The organism is Mesorhizobium sp. M6A.T.Ce.TU.016.01.1.1 (assembly GCF_003997065.1).
Lineage (GTDB): Bacteria > Pseudomonadota > Alphaproteobacteria > Rhizobiales > Rhizobiaceae > Mesorhizobium > Mesorhizobium mediterraneum.
The window spans coordinates 484,297-502,049 of the sequence record NZ_RZTJ01000004.1; the positions used below are offsets into that span (position 1 = coordinate 484,297).

13 protein-coding genes are annotated in these 17,753 nt (G+C 62.9%); 4 read left to right on the forward strand and 9 right to left on the reverse strand.

The features are described 5' to 3' along the window. The gene (locus EOC94_RS11005; RefSeq protein WP_127290357.1) at nucleotides 1-1,827 is read left to right on the forward strand and encodes an alanine racemase; all 1,827 of its coding nucleotides are present in this window, start codon (nucleotides 1-3) and stop codon (nucleotides 1,825-1,827) included. On the opposite strand, the gene EOC94_RS11010 is transcribed toward EOC94_RS11005, so the two are convergent. The 7 genes from EOC94_RS11010 to EOC94_RS11040 form a co-directional block, all read right to left on the reverse strand. Then, complete coding sequence (locus EOC94_RS11010) at nucleotides 1,828-3,198, reverse strand: FGGY-family carbohydrate kinase (protein WP_127290359.1); 1,371 nt, start codon at nucleotides 3,196-3,198, stop codon at nucleotides 1,828-1,830. It lies immediately after the preceding gene. Next, nucleotides 3,195-3,512 carry an L-rhamnose mutarotase gene (gene rhaM, locus EOC94_RS11015; protein WP_127290361.1) on the reverse strand — a complete coding sequence of 106 codons (318 nt, stop codon included), beginning with the start codon at nucleotides 3,510-3,512 and terminating at the stop codon, nucleotides 3,195-3,197. The genes EOC94_RS11010 and rhaM overlap by 4 nt, the downstream gene beginning before the upstream one ends. Further along, a complete protein-coding gene (locus tag EOC94_RS11020) occupies nucleotides 3,512-4,513 on the reverse strand; it encodes an ABC transporter permease (protein ID WP_127290363.1) in 1,002 nt (333 codons plus the stop codon). The genes rhaM and EOC94_RS11020 overlap by 1 nt, the downstream gene beginning before the upstream one ends. Continuing rightward, nucleotides 4,510-5,487 carry an ABC transporter permease gene (locus EOC94_RS11025; RefSeq protein WP_127290365.1) on the reverse strand — a complete coding sequence of 326 codons (978 nt, stop codon included), beginning with the start codon at nucleotides 5,485-5,487 and terminating at the stop codon, nucleotides 4,510-4,512. Before EOC94_RS11025 ends, EOC94_RS11020 begins: the two co-directional genes overlap by 4 nt. After that, complete coding sequence (locus EOC94_RS11030; protein ID WP_127290367.1) at nucleotides 5,484-7,025, reverse strand: sugar ABC transporter ATP-binding protein; 1,542 nt, start codon at nucleotides 7,023-7,025, stop codon at nucleotides 5,484-5,486. The genes EOC94_RS11025 and EOC94_RS11030 overlap by 4 nt, the downstream gene beginning before the upstream one ends. Before the next feature lie 85 nt (nucleotides 7,026-7,110). Beyond that, on the reverse strand, nucleotides 7,111-8,106 hold the full coding sequence (gene rhaS, locus EOC94_RS11035; RefSeq protein ID WP_127290369.1) for a rhamnose ABC transporter substrate-binding protein: 996 nt from the start codon (nucleotides 8,104-8,106) through the stop codon (nucleotides 7,111-7,113). 45 nt (nucleotides 8,107-8,151) lie between these two features. Beyond that, nucleotides 8,152-8,961 (reverse strand): DeoR/GlpR family DNA-binding transcription regulator, encoded by an 810-nt coding sequence (locus EOC94_RS11040; RefSeq protein WP_127290371.1) that lies wholly within the window; start codon nucleotides 8,959-8,961, stop codon nucleotides 8,152-8,154. 212 nt (nucleotides 8,962-9,173) lie between these two features. Here EOC94_RS11040 and EOC94_RS11045 point away from each other — a divergent pair, with 212 nt between their 5' ends. The 3 genes from EOC94_RS11045 to ggt all read left to right on the forward strand — a co-directional run bounded on the left by EOC94_RS11045 (nucleotide 9,174) and on the right by ggt (nucleotide 14,844). Next, nucleotides 9,174-11,276, forward strand: coding sequence for a bifunctional rhamnulose-1-phosphate aldolase/short-chain dehydrogenase (locus EOC94_RS11045; protein WP_127290373.1), 2,103 nt, complete (start codon nucleotides 9,174-9,176; stop codon nucleotides 11,274-11,276). Between the two features lie 168 nt (nucleotides 11,277-11,444). Continuing rightward, nucleotides 11,445-12,737 (forward strand): L-rhamnose catabolism isomerase, encoded by a 1,293-nt coding sequence (gene rhaI, locus EOC94_RS11050; RefSeq protein WP_127290375.1) that lies wholly within the window; start codon nucleotides 11,445-11,447, stop codon nucleotides 12,735-12,737. 367 nt (nucleotides 12,738-13,104) lie between these two features. Further along, nucleotides 13,105-14,844 (forward strand): gamma-glutamyltransferase, encoded by a 1,740-nt coding sequence (gene ggt / locus EOC94_RS11055; protein WP_126103678.1) that lies wholly within the window; start codon nucleotides 13,105-13,107, stop codon nucleotides 14,842-14,844. 68 nt (nucleotides 14,845-14,912) lie between these two features. On the opposite strand, the gene EOC94_RS11060 is transcribed toward ggt, so the two are convergent. Beyond that, on the reverse strand, nucleotides 14,913-15,257 hold the full coding sequence (locus EOC94_RS11060; RefSeq protein WP_164547040.1) for a hypothetical protein: 345 nt from the start codon (nucleotides 15,255-15,257) through the stop codon (nucleotides 14,913-14,915). A gap of 247 nt (nucleotides 15,258-15,504) precedes the next feature. Continuing rightward, on the reverse strand, nucleotides 15,505-17,583 hold the full coding sequence (locus EOC94_RS11065; RefSeq protein ID WP_185928206.1) for a TonB-dependent siderophore receptor: 2,079 nt from the start codon (nucleotides 17,581-17,583) through the stop codon (nucleotides 15,505-15,507). Nucleotides 17,584-17,753: the final 170 nt, after the last annotated feature.

A 17,753-nucleotide genomic window follows, 5' to 3' on the forward strand; every position in this document is an offset into this window, starting at 1 on the left:
ATGTCGGGACCGCAAGTCGCCATCGACCTTGGCCGCATCGAGCGCAATGCGCGCACCATCGTCGACCGCTGCGCCCTGTCCGGCATCAAGGTCTTCGGCGTCACCAAGGGCACTTGCGGTATGCCGCAGGTAGCTCGCGCCATGCTGCGCGGCGGCGTCGCCGGCATCGCCGAATCGCGCTTCGAAAACATCCGCCGGCTGCGCGACAGCGGCATCAATGCGCCGATCATGCTGCTGCGCAGCCCGCCGATGGCGCGCATCGAGGAGGTGGTGCGCACCGTCGATATCAGCCTGCAGTCTGAACTCGCCACCATCCGCGAGCTATCGCGCATCGCCGAGCGCATGGGCCGCGTTCACGACATCTTGCTGATGATCGATCTCGGCGATCTCAGGGAAGGCATCTGGCCGAACGATCTCGTGCCCACTGTCGAGCAGATACTAGCGCTCAGGGGCGTGCGTATCGCCGGCATCGGCACCAATCTTGGCTGCTTCGGCGCCATCATGCCGACCGAGGAAAATCTCGGGCAACTCGTCGCCCACGCCTACAAGACCGAGCGGCTGTCCAGTACAAGGCTCGACTGGATTTCCGGCGGAGCGTCATCGTCGCTGAAGCTGCTGCTGGAAGGCAAGCTGCCCGCCGGCATCAACAATCTGCGCGTCGGCGAGGCGATATTGCAAGGCGGCGTCGAAACCTTCCGCGAGACGCCGTGGGCCGAACTCGAACCCGATGCCTGCCGCCTGACCAGCGACATCATCGAGGTCAAGCTAAAGCCGTCGCGGCCGATCGGCCAATCCGGCTACGACGCTTTCGGCAACCAGCCAGTGTTTCCCGACGAGGGCGACAGGTTGCGTGCCATCGCCAATATCGGCCGCGAGGACGTGTTGATCGAAGGGCTCACCCCGATCGCCAAGGGTGTGCGGGTGCTCGGCGCCTCCAGTGACCATCTGCTGCTCGACGTGACCGACGCCGAGCCGCCACCCGCCGTCGGCGACCGTGTCGCCTTCCGTATGAGCTATGGCGCCATGCTTCTGGCGATGACCTCGGAATATGTCGAAAAGGCCCCGATGCACGACGTCGAGGATTTTTCCGGCCGCAAGATGGTGTCGATATCAGCCGAACCGGCTGCCGCCGGCATACTGGCCCGGGAAGCGACCGGCGCCCGGCTGGAGGCAATGAATTTCGATGTGGTCGAACTGGCCGATATCGAGCGGCCACCGTCCGGCCTGATCCGGCTCACCGCCGGCAGTGATCGGCGCGTCGCCCACAGAGCGCTGACGACGACCGCGCGGGCGACACACTCCTTCGGTTTGATCTGGATCGACTCCATCGCCGCCTTGATGCCCGAGGACGAGGACGGCATCGACCTGCCGGAAGGTTCGGTGCTGGCGCGGGCGCTCGGCCTCGATCACAAGCCCGGCGCGCTGCAGCCGCAGCTGTCGCCGGAAAATGTCGTCATAGTCGGTTTGCGCCATGCCGATCCGGCCGAGGCTCGGGTACTGAAGGATTCGCGCGTCTCTGCCTTCACCATGACGGATATCGACGCCATGGGCATGCGCGACCTGATGCACGAGGCGATCCGCATCGCCACCTCCGGCACGCAGGGCTTCCATGTCAGCTATTCGCCTGAGGTGACCGAATTCGCCGGTTGGGCGGCTGGCTCCGGCGGCATCACTGTGCGCGAAACGCATCAGGCGATGGAGGCGATCGCGCTGTCCGGCGGGCTGTTGTCGATGGATGTTTCCGGCCTGACCGCCGATTTGGAATCGCGGATTGCGACAGACACCGTCAACTTCGTCATGTCGGCTTTCGGCAAGCGGATTTTGTGATCAGCCTCGCGCCTCGACCGCCGCACGCCACGAGCGCGCATAGTTTGCCCAGGCTGGACCGGCTGGCGGTTCGATCCTTTCGCCTTTGCCTTGGACCGTTCTTTGGTCGGACGCCAGCAAGGCAGCGCCGATGCTGGTGCCGGTCGCTGCCTCGGACGCAATGACGGCACGCGCCGTTGCTGCCGCCAGCATGCTGACAAAAAGCCGGTTGCGGGCGAATGGGCCTTCGACGATAGCAGGGCCGTCGGCGCCGATCAGATCGAGGCACGTCGCGGTCATCAGCGCCAGGTAGAAAGAGATGGCGGCAAAGCGCTGGCCGCTGTTGATGCCGTCGGCGTTGAGCCATGCGGCAGTGTGGTGCGGAAACGGCCCCGAACCCTGTTGCGTTGCCGGCAGCAGCAGAGCTGTCCTGGCGAACACCGCCTCAACATCCTCTTCGCTCCAGTCTTCCGGTTGGCCTTCGGTCAGCAGCGAAAACTCGCGGCCGCCCATGAAGCGCGCCGACGGCACCGGATCGCCGAGCGCGTTGACGTTGACCAATGTGTCACGCGCCGGGTCGAGCGTGACTTTGTTGCCGCCGACGGCCATCGACACCACCCAAGTGCCGGTCGAGACGACGGAGAAAGGCGGTCTATCCGACAGGAGATGCGGCAGCAGCGATGCGTTGGAATCGTGCAGGCCGCAAAACACCGGCGTTTGCGCGTCGAGCCCGGCTAGCTTGGCAAGCGCGGGCAGGATCGGGCCGAGCCAATCCTTCGCCGGCCGCACCGGCGCCATCAGCCGGCGCCATTCCATCCGGTCAACCAGCGATGAAAAATCCGCTTTCCACGGGCTCCACAGATCGGTGTGGCAGCCGAGCGAGGTCACCTCGTTGGCAGCGACACCGGTCAGGCGCAACGCCCAATATTGCGGATACATCAGCATCGCGGCGGTCTTGGCGAACTCCGCGGGGAAGCGCTTCTGCTGCCAGAAGAATTGCGCGCCGAGATTGAGGCCGACCGGCAGGCGCGGCGTGCCCGTCTCAGTGAAGGCGGGACGGACCGCGTCATAGTCCTCGGCGAGGGTGTCTGGTCCGGCGAATTCATAGTCGAGCACCGGCAGCGCCAGCTCACCGGCAGCGTCCACCAGCACACCCGTCGCGCCATGGGTGGTGATCGATATCGCGTCGATGCGCTGTTCGCGATTAATCCCGGCGAGGCTGTCGAGGATGAACGACCACAGCAGCGCGACATCGTGGTGCGGGTAGGGACCGTCAGTGACGGGCGCGTTCGCCATGCGGCGCAGCGCGACTTCGCGCATGTCGGCGAGATCGACCAGCGCCACCTTGGCGTTGGTCTTGCCGATGTCGATGACGGCGACGTGGCGGGTCATTCCATATGGAACATTGTTTCCAGCGGCACCGCCACCGGCTCGTTATCAGGCTTGGTCTCCATGATGTCGGCCATCTCCGCCCACCAGCGTTGCATCACCGGGTGCTTCGGCAATTCGTCCATGCCGTGGGCGTCGAGCCGCCACAGCACGCCGAATAAGGTGTTGGTCTCTTCGTCGAGATGGATCGAGTAGTCGGAAACGCCGGCCTGTTTGAGCAGGGCGACCAGCGACGGCCAGATGTCGTCGTGGCGCCTTTTGTATTCGGCCTTCATGCCGGGATTGAGCTTCATCTTGAACGCGTATTTCTCGGGCATCAGGTGAAGCGCTCCCGCCGCACGCGCCGCCAGACGATCGGCAGCGCGATGACGATGATCAGCAGCAGGCCGATGAAGATCGACATGACGATGCCGGGCACGTTGAGCAGGCCGAGGCCGAAGGTGACCAGCCCCATGATGAAGGCGGCCAGCACCACGCCCACTATACTGCCGGCGCCGCCCAGGATGCTGACGCCGCCGAGCACCACCATGGTGATGACCTCCAGTTCGTAGCCTTGCGCGATCGACGGCCGGGTCGAGCCGAGGCGCGAGGTGATCAGCACCGAGGCGATGCCCGCCATCAGGCCGGTCAGGCAAAACAGGATGAATTTGATGCGGCCGACGCGCACGCCGGAAAACTGCGCCGCAACCGGGTTGTTGCCGATGGCGAAGACGCGGCGGCCGAAGCTCGTCCGGTGCAGCAGGAACCAGTAGATGACGGCCGCGACGAGGAAGAGCGTCAGTTCGAACGACACCACCCACCAGACATAGCCCTGGCCGAAAAAGGCGAAGCTCGAGGGATAGCCCTTGTAGGCCTGGTCGCCGAGGACGATGAAGGCGACGCCGCGAAACAGGCTCATCGTGCCGATGGTGACGACGATCGACGGCAAACCCAGCCTTGTGACGAGCAGCCCGTTGAAGGCGCCGCAGCCGAGCCCGACCAGGATGCCGATCGCCACCAGCACCGGCGTGCCGGCGCCGGCCTGCACCGCCATGCCCATCATCGTCGAAGCCAGCGCAATGATGGCGGCGACCGACAGGTCGATCTCGCCGGAAATGATCAGCAGCGCCATGGCAAGCGCGATCAGCGCCTTTTCGGTGAAGTTGAAGGTCAGGTCCGACAGCGACCACGCGTCGAGAAAATAGGGCGAGGCGAAGCTGTTAACGGCGAAGATGGCGACCGCCACCGCGACCAGCAGTGCCTCCCATGAGAAGATCGCCGAAGTGAATGGCTTGTCGAGCCGGTCGGGAATGTGGCGTGGGGCTGGGGTGTCGGTCATGCCGCTTCCGCCTTTTTGAGGATGATGCGGCCTTGCCGGCGTTCGCCGCGCGCGTTGAGCACCACGGCCAGGATGATGGCGCTGCCCGAAATCGCCATCTGCCAGAACGGCGAGATGTTGATAACCGGCAGTGCGTTGGAGATGATGCCGAGGAACAGCGCACCGAGCACCGCGCCGCCGACCGAGCCGATGCCGCCGGCGATCGAGATGCCGCCGATGACGCAGGCTGCGATGATGTTGAGCTCGTAGCCGTTGGCGACCTCGACCGAGGCGATTACGTAGCGCGAGATCCAGAGATAACCGCAGAGACCGGCGGCCATCCCCGAGATACAGAAGACGACGAACTTGGTCCGGCCGACATCGATGCCGGCATAGACCGATGCCGTCGGGTTGACGCCGATGGCGTAGATCGAGCGGCCGAGCGCGGTGCGCGTCATCAAGAGAAAGAACAGGGCAATGACCAGTATGGCGATCCACGACAGGACGGGAATGCCGAGGAAGGCCGCGCGCTGCAGGCCGATGAAATCAGGGCTCATCTGATCGGCATTGACCCAGGCGCCGCCTGAAATGACGAAGGTGGCCCCGCGATAGATGGTGAGCGTCCCGAGTGTCACCACGATCGAGGGAATGTTCAGCCGCCATACCAGCAGGCCATTGATGGCGCCCAGCACCAGGCCGACCAGCAGTGCGATGACGATCAGCAGCGGGATCGGGATTGCGGGATGCGCGGCGTTCAGCATCGCCACCACCATGCCGGTGAAGCAGAGATTGGATGCCATAGACAGGTCGATCGAGCGGGTCAGGATCACCACCATCTGACCCAGCGCCAGGATCATCAGGATCGAAGTGTCGTTGAACACCTGGCGCAGATTGGCCGGGTTGGCAAAGCCCGGAAAGCGCATCGAGATCAGCCCGATCAGCACGACGATTGCCGCGAGCAGCCAGACTTCGCGATATTTGAGAAGAGCCTTCATGCCGCGATCCCCGCTGCCGTCTTGACCAGCGTTTCCGCGTCGAGCCCTTTATTCTCGTAGACCGAGGCGATACGGCCCTCGCGCATGACGACGACCCGGTCGGACATGCCGAGGATTTCGGGCAGTTCGGACGAGACCATGATCACCGACAGGCCTTGCGCGACGAGCTCGGCCATGAAGCCGTGCACGGCGGCCTTGGAACCGATGTCGATGCCTTTGGTCGGCTCGTCGAGGATGATCACCTTGGGTGCGGTCGCCAGCCATTTGGCGATGACGATCTTCTGCTGGTTGCCGCCCGACAGCGTGCCGACGTCCTGGCTCAGCGACGAGGCGCGCAAATCGAGCCGCTCGGTATAGGAACGAGCCAGCGCGAACTCCTCCGCCAGCCGCAACACGCCCGATTTGGACGTGCGCTTGAGCGAGGGCAGCGAGATATTCTGGAAGATCGGCAGGCCGATCACCACGCCTTGCTTGCCGCGTTCTTCCGGCACATAGACGATGCCAGCGTCGATCGAATCCGCCGCCGATTTCGGCGCGATCGCCTTGCCTTCCAGCGCGATCGTGCCGCCGCTGGTGCGGGTGATGCCTGATATCGCCTGCATCACTTCGCTGCGGCCGGCGCCGACAAGGCCGTAGAAGCCGAGGATTTCGCCTCTATGCAGCTCGAAGCCGATGTCGTCGAACTCGGTCGGATGCGACAGGCCGGAGACAGTGAGCACCTGCGCACCGATCTCGGCCGTGCGTTGGGGAAAGATATGATCGACGGCGCGGCCGACCATCATGCGCACGATCTGGCTCTGGCCGGCATCCCTGATCAGGCCTTCGCCGACCATCTCGCCATCGCGGAACACCGTATAGCGGTCGGCAATACGGTAGATCTCGTCGAACTTGTGGCTGATGAACAGGATCGCCTTGCCTTCGCTCTTCAGGAACTCGACCAGCAAGAAGAGCTCCTCGATCTCCTTCAGCGAAAGCGCTGCGGTCGGCTCGTCCATGATGACGATCTGCGCGTCGATCGACATGGCGCGGGCGACTGCGACGAGATGCTTGTTGGCGATGCCGAGATCCTTCAGCCGCGCGTCGGCGTCGATGTGCCCGGCACGCATCGTGTCCAGCACCTCGCGAGCGTTCTTGCGCATGGTGCGCCAGTCGATGGTGCCGAAGCGGGTGCGCGGCGCATGGCCGAGAAAGATGTTCTCGGCCACCGTCAGGTCGTCGAACAGCACGGTTTCCTGATGGATGGCGGTGATGCCGTGCCCGAAGGCGGCATGGGCGCTGGGCAGGGTGACGGCCTGGGCGTCGATACTGATGGTGCCTGCGTCGGGCTGGTAGATGCCGGTCATGATCTTGACCAGCGTCGACTTGCCGGCGCCGTTCTCGCCGATCAGCGCGGTGACTTGGCCGGGGTAGAGCGACAGGCTGACATCGTGCAGCGCCCGCACGCCGGGAAAACTCTTCGAGATGCCGGACAGGGTCAGGCGCGGAGCCGGAGCCAAAGGCTGCTCGGTCGTCGGGTTGAGTTGGGCTGTCGTGTCCATAGTCGTATCAAGCCCTGAAGCAAGGTTCGTTTGAAGGCGCGGCGGGACCTCAGGTCCCGCCGCACCGGCTTGAAGGGCTCCAGGATCAATAGATCTTGGAGAACTCTTCGATGTTCGACTTGTCGAACTTGAAGGGCGGAGCCATCGCGGCCGAGTTGGTATCGTCGAGCGTGACCTTGCCGACGCGGCCGATCGACAGCGTGGCACCTGGCTTGGCTTCTTCCTTCTTCACCGCCAAATCATGGGCGAGGTAGACGGCCGAATAGCCGAGATCGATCGGGTTCCACAGCGCAACCGCTTGGCTGGCGCCGTTGTCGATGAACTTCTTGAACTCGGACGGCAACGCCAGGCCGGTGACGTTGACCTTGCCGATCAGGTTCGCGTCAGTCACCACCTGGGCGGCGGCGACAACGCCGACCGTGGTCGGTGCGATGATCGCCTTGAGGTTCGGATAGGATTTTAGCAGGCCCTTGGCCTCGTCCGTGCTCTTGGCCGAGTCGTCGTCGCCATAGACGGTGGCGACGAGGTTGATCTTCGGGAATTTCTCCGGCAGCACCTTCTTGGCCGCGTCGATCCAGGCGTTCTGGTTGGTCGCGGTGGACGAAGCCGACAGGATGGCGACATCGCCGCCTTCCGGCAGGTAGTCGGCGGCAAGCTTGATGATGGTCTCGCCGATCAGGTTGGTGTCGGACGGGTTGAGGTGGAGCTGGCGGCCTTCCGGAGCGACGCCGGAATCCCACGAGATGACGGTGATCCCGCGATCCATCGCCTTCTTCAGCGCCGGAACCAGCGCGTCGGCGTCATTGGCCGAAATGGCGATGGCGTTGACCTTCTGGGCGATCAGCGAATTGATCACTTCGATCTGCGCTTCGGCGGTCGCCTTGGTCGGGCCGGTGTAGATGATGTCGACGCCGCCGAGTTCCTTGGCCGCCTCTTCGGCGCCCTTGTTGGCGGCATCGAAGAAGCCGTTGCCGAGCGACTTGACCACCAGCGCGATCTTGACGTTCTCGGCATAGGCGGCATTCACGAACATGGCGGCCGAAAACGCCGCCGTAACCATCAATTTCCTAAGAAAGCTCATCGAATATCCTCCCTTGAGCGTTGCATTCCATCGCCGCTGCGGGCCTCAGGCCTGCAGCGAAGATTCTTCCTTATTGCTTGCCGCTGTGCGGGCGACGATCAACGTCACACCAGCGGCCTCCAACATCTTGGCCTCGCGATCCTCGATGCCGTCGTCGGTGATGACGGTGGCGATGCGCGACAGGCCGCACAGGATCAGGCTCGAGCGTTTGCGGAACTTCGACGAATCGACCAGCACCACCAGCTCGTCGGCCTGGTCGATCAGTTTTTGCTCGGCCTGGATCAGCAGCGGATCGCCTTCCATCAGGCCCAACGGCCCGAGCCCTTGCGCGCCCATGAACATGCGGCGGGCATAGAAATTGCGCGTCACGTCATTTTCGAAGGGCGACAGGATGATGTTCTGCTCGCGGTAGATGGTGCCGCCCGACAGCATCACCGTGTTCTTGGAGTGCTTGAGCAGGTGCTCGGCGATTGGGAAGGAATTGGTGAAGATCGGCATGCGGCGGCCGGTCAGGAAATGCACCATCTGGAAGGTGGTGGTGCCGCCATTGATGATGATCGGCTCGCCCTCCTTGCACAACTCCACGGCTTCCCGCGCGATTGCCCGCTTCTGCGAAGCGTTGATCGTCTCGTTGACGGAAAAAGGCCGGCCGGCAAGGCCAATGAACTGCGGTGGCGAGATTGCCTCGGCGCCGCCGCGCACGCGGCGCAGGCGCTTTTGCACATGCAGCGCCGCGATGTCGCGCCGGATCGTCGCTTCGGACGAGTCCGTTAGGTCGACCATTTCCTGCACCGTCACCACAGGCTTTTCCTGGACGGCGGACAAAATGATCCTGTGGCGCTCTTTCTCGTGCATGGTTCCTCCCTGCCTGAGCATCTAGGCACCCAAAACGCGCAGTGTCAATCATTTCCGATCATATTATTCCATTGTGCAGTGCAATATGATCAATCTTGATCGTTTATGATTGACAATGCCGCTGCTTCCGTGGACATTCGACCAAAGCTGACCCGCTATGCGGTGGCTTGACCGCACCGTTTTGCGCGTCTCACGTCACGGGAGGATTACCTATGCTCGACAAGCGCTCCGGCACGCGCCTCGCCAATCTTTGGGATGACGCGAAAGCCCAAGCAATGAGCGAGCCGGAACGTCTCGTCTATCGCTCGAATGTTCTCGGCTCCGACAAGCGCGTCACCAACTATGGCGGCGGCAACACCTCCTCCAAGATCTGGCAAAAGGATCCGCTCACCGGCGAGGACGTCGAAGTGCTGTGGGTCAAGGGCTCGGGCGGCGACAGCGCCTCGATCAAGCTCGACGGCTTCGCCACTCTCTATATGGACAAGCTGCGCGCGTTGAAGGGCCTCTATCGCGGCGTCGAGCATGAGGACGAGATGGTCGGCTATCTGCCCCATTGCACGTTTAATCTTAACCCACGCGCGGCCTCGATCGACACACCGCTGCACGCCTTCGTGCCGAAGCCCTATGTCGACCATATGCATCCCGACGCCATCATCGCCATCGCCGCCGCCAAGGATTCGCAAGCGCTGACCAAGGAGATCTTCGGCGACACGATCGGCTGGCTGCCATGGAAGCGTCCGGGCTTCGAGCTTGGCCTCTGGCTGGAAAAATTCTGCATCGAGAACCCCAAGGCCAAGGGTGTCGTGCTGGCGAGCCATGGCCTGTTCAGCTGGGGCGAGACGCCTCGGGAATGCTACGAGACGACGATCTCGGTGATCAACCAGGCGATCGACTGGTTCGAGCGCAAGTCTGAAGGCAAGCCGATTTTCGGTGGTGAAGTGGTCAAATCGCTCGACGCGCCGGCGCGTCGCGCCGTGGCGGCAAGGCTGATGCCGAGGATCCGCGGCCTGATCTCGGAGAAGAGCCACAAGCTTGGCCATTTCGACGATTCGCCCGCCGTGCTCGAATTCGTCAATTCGAAGGATTTGCGCCCACTGGCGGCCCTCGGCACCTCCTGCCCCGACCATTTCCTGCGCACCAAGATCCGGCCGCTGGTCATCGAGTTCGATCCCAAGAATCCCAATGTCGATGCCGTCATCGCCCGTCTCGCCGACGACGTGGCGGAGTATCGGGTTGGCTATCAGGCTTACTATGACAGGTGCAAGCATGCGGATTCGCCACCCGTGCGCGATCCGAATGCGGTGGTCTATCTGATGCCCGGCGTCGGCATGTTCACCTTCGCCGGCGACAAGGCGACGGCGCGCATATCGGGCGAGTTCTACGTCAACGCCATCAATGTCATGCGCGGCGCCTCGACGGTGTCGGCCTATGTCGGCCTGCCCGACCAGGAGGCTTTCGACATCGAATACTGGCTGCTCGAAGAGGCAAAGCTGCAGCGTCTGCCGAAGCCGAAAGCCTTGGCCGGCCAGATCGCGCTGGTCACCGGTGGCGCCGGCGGCATCGGCCGGGCGACGGCCAACCGGCTGCTGCGCGAAGGCGCCTGCGTCGTGCTGGCCGATATCGACGAAGCCGCCCTTGCCAGCGCCAATGGTGAGTTGGCCCAAGCTTATGGCAAGGATTTCGTGCGGCCGCTGGTCATCAATGTCACCGCTGAAGACCAGGTGATCTCCGGCTTCGCCGAGACCGCGGTCGAGTTCGGCGGCATCGATATTCTGGTGTCGAATGCCGGCCTGGCAACCTCGGCGCCGATCGAGGAGACGACGCTGGCGCTGTGGAACAAGAACATGGACATCTTGTCGACAGGCTATTTCCTCGTTTCGCGGGAAGCATTCCGGTTGTTCCGCGCGCAGAAGATCGGCGGCAACGTCGTCTTCGTCGCCTCCAAGAACGGCCTTGCAGCCTCGCCCAATGCCGCTGCCTATTGCACGGCCAAGGCCGCCGAGATCCATCTGGCGCGTTGCCTGGCGCTGGAGGGCGCGGAAGCGCAGATCAGGGTCAATGTCGTCAACCCGGACGCGGTGCTGCGCGGCTCGAAGATCTGGACCGGCGAGTGGAAGGAACAGCGCGCCGCCGCCTACAAGATGTCGACCGACGATCTCGAGGAGCATTATCGCTCGCGCTCGATGCTGAAGCGTTCGGTGTTCCCCGAAGACATCGCCGAGGCGATCTATTTCTTCGCCTCCGACATGTCGGCCAAGTCGACCGGCAACATCGTCAATGTCGACGCGGGCAACGCGCAGAGCTTTACGCGCTAATAGTTTGAAGGCGGCGCTGCCCCTCACCCTTACCCTCTCCCCGTGAAGAACGGGGAGAGGGGTCGCCAGCGGCGGAGCTTCACCTTCTCCCCGTCTCCATACGGGGAGAAGGTGCCGGCAGGCGGATGAGGGGCAGCGCCAACCGAACGCATTTTGGGAGGAAACGCAGTGTCCGAAACCATCATCTCCGCCGATATCGTCGACAAGGACAATGCCGCGCGCGAAGCCGACCTCAAGCGCGATTATGGTTCGCTCGGCGCGCGCCTCGACCGCCGCGGCATCGCCATCGACGCCATCCGCGGCAAGGTCGAAAAATTCGCTGTGGCGATCCCGTCCTGGGGCGTCGGCACCGGCGGCACCCGCTTTGCCCGCTTTCCCGGCGCCGGTGAGCCGCGCGACATTTTCGACAAGATCGAGGATTGCGCCGTCATCCGGCAGTTGACGCAGGCAACGCCGACCGTCTCGCTGCATATTCCGTGGGATAAGGCCGATCCGAACCGGCTGAAACAGGCGGCCTCCCGCTTCGGCCTCGGCTTCGACGCGATGAATTCGAACACGTTTTCCGACGCCCGAGACCAGGAGCTTTCCTACAAATTTGGCTCGCTGTCGCATGCCGATGCCGCAACGCGCCGGCAGGCGGTCGAGCACAATCTCGAATGCATCGAGATCGGCAAGACGCTGGGTTCCAAGGCGCTGACGGTATGGATCGGCGACGGCTCGAATTTCCCCGGCCAGGTCAATTTCGCCAAGGCGTTCGAACGCTATCTCGACGCGATGAAGGAGATCTACGCTGGACTGCCGGACGACTGGAAGCTGTTCACCGAGCACAAGATGTACGAGCCGGCTTTCTATTCCACCGTCGTGCAGGATTGGGGCACCAACTACATCATCGCCAAAGAGCTCGGCGACAAGGCCTTCTGCCTGGTCGACCTCGGCCACCATGCGCCCAACGTTAACATCGAGATGATCGTGTCGCGGCTGATCCAGTTCAAGAAACTCGGCGGCTTCCATTTCAACGATTCGAAATATGGCGACGACGATCTCGACGCCGGCTCGATCGATCCTTATCGGCTGTTCCTCGTCTTCAACGAGCTGGTCGATGCCGAGCTTTCCGGTGCCGAAGGTTTTGATCCGGCCCACATGCTCGACCAGAGCCACAATGTCACCGATCCGATCGAAAGCCTGATGCTGTCGGCGGTCGAGGTGCAGCGCGCCTATGCGCAAGCGCTGCTGGTCGATCGCAAGGCACTGGAAGGCTATCAGGACGCTAACGACGCGCTGATGGCGACGCAGACGCTGAAAGCCGCCTATCGCACCGATGTCGAGCCGATCCTCGCCATGGCGCGGCTGAACACGGGCGGCGCCATCGATCCGGTTGCCGCCTACCGGGCGGCCGGCTACCGGGCCAAGGTCGCGGCGGAACGGCCGGCGGTTGCCGGCGGCAGCGGTGGGATTGTTTGATGTCGGCCTGAAACGAAAAACCCGCCAGTGGCGGGTCGCGGCGCAAATCAGCACCGTAATTGAATTTGTAGCATAACTGTCGGCACAAAGCAAGAACAAAACGGCTGAAGCGTGAAGCATGGGGCTTGCCATCAACGCTGCGACACTGAGATGTTACGGCGTGGACCCTAGGGCGGAGCAGGAGCGAAGCGACGTCGCGGAGACCCTAGGATCCATGCGGTAACATCAGCCGAAGAGCGCAACGGCGCTTTACGAAGCGGACCGGCAAAGCGCGCGAAGGCTTCCGGAATCTTTCTACCATTGGCAGTAGACTCAACCCCTCCGACAGGGTCTTCTAGGCACATCCAACGCCCCTCGGAGAACGGCCATGCACCACACCCGCCGAACGTTGATCGCCGTCAGTCTTTCCCTCACCTTGACCTTTGCGCCGCTGGTGGCCGCATTCGCCGCCTCGCCACAGCCGGCGAAGGGCGAGCATGGCATGGTGGTGACCGCCCAGCATCTTGCGTCGGAAGTCGGCGTCGAGGTGCTGAAGAAAGGCGGCAACGCCGTCGATGCGGCGGTTGCCGTCGGCTACGCACTGGCTGTGGTCTATCCGAACGCCGGCAATATCGGCGGTGGCGGCTTCATGACCATCCGCTTCAAGGACGGCCGCTCGACCTTTCTCGATTTCCGCGAGCGGGCGCCGCTCGCCTCGACGAAGACCATGTATCTCGACAAGGATGGCAAGCCGGTGAAAGGCGCCAGCCTTAACGGCTATCTCGCGGTCGGCGTGCCGGGCTCGGTGGCCGGCTTCGAGATGGCACGGGAAAAGTACGGCACGCTGACGCGGCAGGACCTGATGGCGCCGGCGATCGGCTATGCCAAGGACGGCTTCGTGCTAGAGCAGGGCGATGTCGCCTCGCTCGAAGGCGGCGCCGAGCGGCTGGCCAAGGACCCAGCGGCCGCTGCCATCTTCCTGAAGCCGGACGGCAAGCCGTATGCCATCGGCGAGCGCCTTGTTCAGGCCGATCTCGCCGCGTCGCTTTCAGCCATTTCGGAGCAAGGTCGCGATGCCTTCTACAAAGGACCGATCGCCGACGGCATCGTTAGGGCAAGCGCGGAGAAGGGCGGCATTCTGGCCAAGGCGGATTTCGAAACCTACGCGGTCCGCGAGCTCGAGCCGGTGACCTGCAACTACCGTGGCTACGAGATCACCTCCTCGCCGCCGCCGAGCTCGGGCGGCGTCATCATCTGCGAGATCCTCAACGTGCTGGAAGGTTACCCGCTGTCCTATCTCGGCGCCGGTTCCGCCGAAACCGTCAAAGTCATGGTCGAGGCGATGCGCTATGCCTATGTCGATCGCAACTCGGCGCTCGGCGACCCCGACTTCGTCGACAATCCGGTCGAAAAGCTGCTCGACAAGAACTATGCGAAAGAAATCCGCGAAAAGATCGATCCGTTCCGGGCTGGCGTGTCGCAGGAATTGATGCCGGAGGGTTTTGGCGAGAGCCAGGAAACGACGCATTATTCGATCGTCGACAATGACGGCAACGCCGTCGCGGTAACCTATACGCTGAACGGCTCGTTCGGCGCCGCCGTTGTCGCCGACGGCACCGGCATCCTGCTCAACAACGAGATGGACGACTTTACCCAGAAACCGGGCGTGCCCAACCTCTACGGCCTCGTCCAGGGTGAGGCGAATGCGATCGAGCCGAGAAAGACGCCGTTGTCGTCGATGAGCCCGACCATCGTCGCCAAAGACGGCAAGCCGTTCATGGTCATCGGCAGCCCCGGCGGCTCGCGCATCATCACCATCACGCTAGAAGCGATCGTCAATGTCGTCGATCATGGCATGAACATCCAGGAGGCGATCGACGCGCCGCGCATCCACCACCAGTGGCTGCCCGACACGGTCTACATCGAGCCGTTTGGCCTGTCGCCGGACACCGAAAAAATGCTTGCCGGCATGGGCTACCACCTCGATGTCACCGAGGCGACCTGGGGTCAAGCGGCCGGCATCCTGGTCGGCGGCAAGAGCCTAGCCGAGATCGAAAAGGGCGGCGGCGCCCGCTACAATGGCGCTATCGATAGCCGCGCCGCATCCGGCGAGGCAATCGGATATTAGGTTTCGTGCGCCCCGGGGTCTGTTGAGATTCAGGTCAGGCCGGCATCACCTGAATATCGGCAGACCCGTCAGATGACCAAGGTGACGGTGGACGCAATCAGCATCACCGCCGCCACGCCGACGAACAAGGCATAGATACGCGGCCGATCGAGCAGAAGCGCATTTCCGGATATCCACGCCGCGGTGGCGCCGCCAAGCGCGTACAGGAAGCCGTTGCGGTGCCCCAAGGCCAGGGATGCGGCCATCAGCCCACCGATGATAAGGGCGCCGAACACGATGATCACGGCGACCGCGTATTTCTCGAAATCGTTGCTGGCCACACCCGGACCCATTGCGTTCAACGTCGACAGGTCGTCCGGGTCGAAGGGGTTGGCCGACCCATATTCGTCTTGACCGACAGGCTCGCGCATCATTCATTCTCCTTGAAGCGGCAACAAATCATCAAGCCTTGCCGAGCGCAACTGGATCGCGCCGCGTGGAATACGATCGGCACGGTCTTCAACACTTTCTGGCGGCGGCTTGCTACCGGTTTTTTGGATTTATGTCGGGTCGTCCTGCCGTTCCAGGCGATCTGCCCGGCTGGAATCGCAGGTCGGAGCCGTTTCAGCATGCAATGCGTTCATGGAGGAAAAATGATGCTGGAGGCCGCCGCCGCTGCCCCTAGAACCTCATGCTGAGGCTGCCCTTGATGACGCGGCCTTCGCCATAGATGCAGCTGAGGTCTTCATTGCTGCCGGCCCTATAGCAAGTCGAGTAGTAGGTCTTGTCGAACAGGTTGGAGACATTGATCGCGGCCTGCCAGCCGTTCTTCTGGTAGCGCAGTGCCGCATCGACCAGCGTGTGGCCGGGCACGTTGGTTGCGTTCGCGTTGTCGCCGAAGCTTGCGCCGATGTAACGCACGCCGGCGCCGACGCTCAAGCCCTCAAGCATACCGTTGCCGACCTCGTAATTGGCCCACAGCGACGCTTGGTGTTCAGGCACCAGCGACGGGCGGTTGCCGATGACGGCGGGGGCATCCCTGGTTATCTCGGCGTCGAGATAGGTGTAGGCCGCAGTCATGCTCAGGCCGGACGCGAGGTCGGCATTGGCCTCGATCTCGAGGCCGCGATGGCGGACTTCTCCGGTTTGAACTTGAAACTGACCGACAGAGGTCACGACATTGGTCTTGCGCAGGTCGAACAGCGAAGCAGTGATGAAACCAGGGAAGAAGGTCGGTTCGTACTTCACGCCGACTTCGTATTGCTTTCCCAACGAAGGCTGGAACGCGTCTCCGGACTGGGACTGGCCGATATTGGTGGTGAAGGATTCGGCATAACTGGCATAGGACGTCAGGCCATTGTCGAAAAGATAGCCGACGCCGGCATTGCCGGTGAAGGCATGGTCGTTCTGGTCGTAGCTGCCCCCGTTGCCGCTGCGGTCCTCATTGGTGTGGTCGATCCAGGCCTGTCGGCCGCCGAAAGTCAGCACCCAGTGGTCGGCGATCCTGGACTGGTTCTGCGCATAGAGGCCGACCTGTCCGATCGTCTCCACGCGATCCACAAGGATGCCGGCGGGTGGCGTGATCGGGATCGAGTAATCCGGGTTCAGGATGTCGAGGTCTGGCCCTTGCCCATAGTGGTTTATACCGTCGACGGACTGCCTGTTGTAATCGAGACCGAACAGCAGCTTGTTTTCGACCAGCCCGAAGTCAGCCTTGTACTCGGCCTGGTTGTCGACGCTGAACAGCCGTGCCGTCTCGTCCACCGTGAACAGGGTGCGCGCCATCGTGTGGTCGTCGATCATCGCCGGGCCGCCGAGCCAGTCTCCAAAATAGAGTTGCCGGTAGTCGGTATCCTGCTGGGCGTAGCGCAGGTTCTGCCGCACCGTCCAATGGTCGTCGAACTCGTGACTGAACTGGTAGCCGATCGAGCCATGGTTGGCGTCGAAGCGGTCGAAATCAGGCGAGCCGGTGAAGAAGCTCCGCGGCAGGCCATAGCCCACGGGAAGGAACTGACCGGGCGCCAGCCTGTCCCACTGGTAGTTGGCGAGGATGGTGAGCGAGGTCTGCGCGTCCGGCTGCCATGTCAGCGCCGGTGCGACGAAGATGCGGTCGTTGCGCGAATAGTCGGTTTCGATCGCGCCGTTGCGCACCAGCCCGGTCAGCCGGTAGGACCACACGCCGGCGTCGTCGACCGGCCCGCCGATGTCGAGCCCGGCCTCGACCGTGTCGAAGCTGCCATAGCTGAGGAAGCCGTCATAGATCGGCGTGTCCGTCGGTCGCTTGCTGATGGCGTTGACCATGCCGCCGGCTTCGTTCTCGCCATAGAGCACCGAGGACGGTCCCTTCAGCACCTCGACGCGCTCCAGCCCGTAGGGCTCGATCTTGAAGCCAGAGAAGTCGATCACCTTCTGCGGCAGCCCGTCGCGGTAGATCGCCGAGGTGCAGAGGTCGAAACCGCGGATCAGGCACTGGTCGAAGCGGTTGTCGACGCCCCAAGGCGAGGTGGTGACGCCGGCAAGATAGGATAGCGCGTCCTCAAGCTGCCCGGGCTGGCGGTCGTCGAGTTGCTTGCGGGTCACCACCGACACCGACTGCAGAATTTCCCTCAGCGGCGTGTCGGTCTTCGAGCCGGTGGTGGTGTTCTTGGCGATATAGCCGTCATCCGGGCCGATCGGGCTGTCGGTCTGTCCCTCGATATTGATCGGGTTGAGCTCAACCGTATTTTCCTGCGCGAAGGCCTGGGTGCAGAGCAGGGTCAAGAGGCATGTCGCAGCGATCAGGGAGCCTTGGCTTGGAATGCCGTTTCGCCGACCTGCCGCACGATATGCGCTCAACCTCATCTCGATCACCCTCACTGTCTGCGCAGCGCGGCATCGATTCGGCCGGCGCAATAAATGTTGACTATTTTAGTCATCTTCAATGTTGACTA

Excerpts from the sequence above, each read along its gene's own strand:
- EOC94_RS11005 (WP_127290357.1), top strand. The coding sequence starts at position 1 with ATGTCGGGACCGCAAGTCGCCATCGACCTTGGCCGCATCGAGCGCAAT.
- EOC94_RS11010 (WP_127290359.1), bottom strand. The coding sequence starts at position 3,198 with ATGACCCGCCACGTCGCCGTCATCGACATCGGCAAGACCAACGCCAAG.
- rhaM (WP_127290361.1), bottom strand. The coding sequence starts at position 3,512 with ATGCCCGAGAAATACGCGTTCAAGATGAAGCTCAATCCCGGCATGAAG.
- EOC94_RS11020 (WP_127290363.1), bottom strand. The coding sequence starts at position 4,513 with ATGACCGACACCCCAGCCCCACGCCACATTCCCGACCGGCTCGACAAG.
- EOC94_RS11025 (WP_127290365.1), bottom strand. The coding sequence starts at position 5,487 with ATGAAGGCTCTTCTCAAATATCGCGAAGTCTGGCTGCTCGCGGCAATC.
- EOC94_RS11030 (WP_127290367.1), bottom strand. The coding sequence starts at position 7,025 with ATGGACACGACAGCCCAACTCAACCCGACGACCGAGCAGCCTTTGGCT.
- rhaS (WP_127290369.1), bottom strand. The coding sequence starts at position 8,106 with ATGAGCTTTCTTAGGAAATTGATGGTTACGGCGGCGTTTTCGGCCGCC.
- EOC94_RS11040 (WP_127290371.1), bottom strand. The coding sequence starts at position 8,961 with ATGCACGAGAAAGAGCGCCACAGGATCATTTTGTCCGCCGTCCAGGAA.
- EOC94_RS11045 (WP_127290373.1), top strand. The coding sequence starts at position 9,174 with ATGCTCGACAAGCGCTCCGGCACGCGCCTCGCCAATCTTTGGGATGAC.
- ggt (WP_126103678.1), top strand. The coding sequence starts at position 13,105 with ATGCACCACACCCGCCGAACGTTGATCGCCGTCAGTCTTTCCCTCACC.
- EOC94_RS11060 (WP_164547040.1), bottom strand. The coding sequence starts at position 15,257 with ATGATGCGCGAGCCTGTCGGTCAAGACGAATATGGGTCGGCCAACCCC.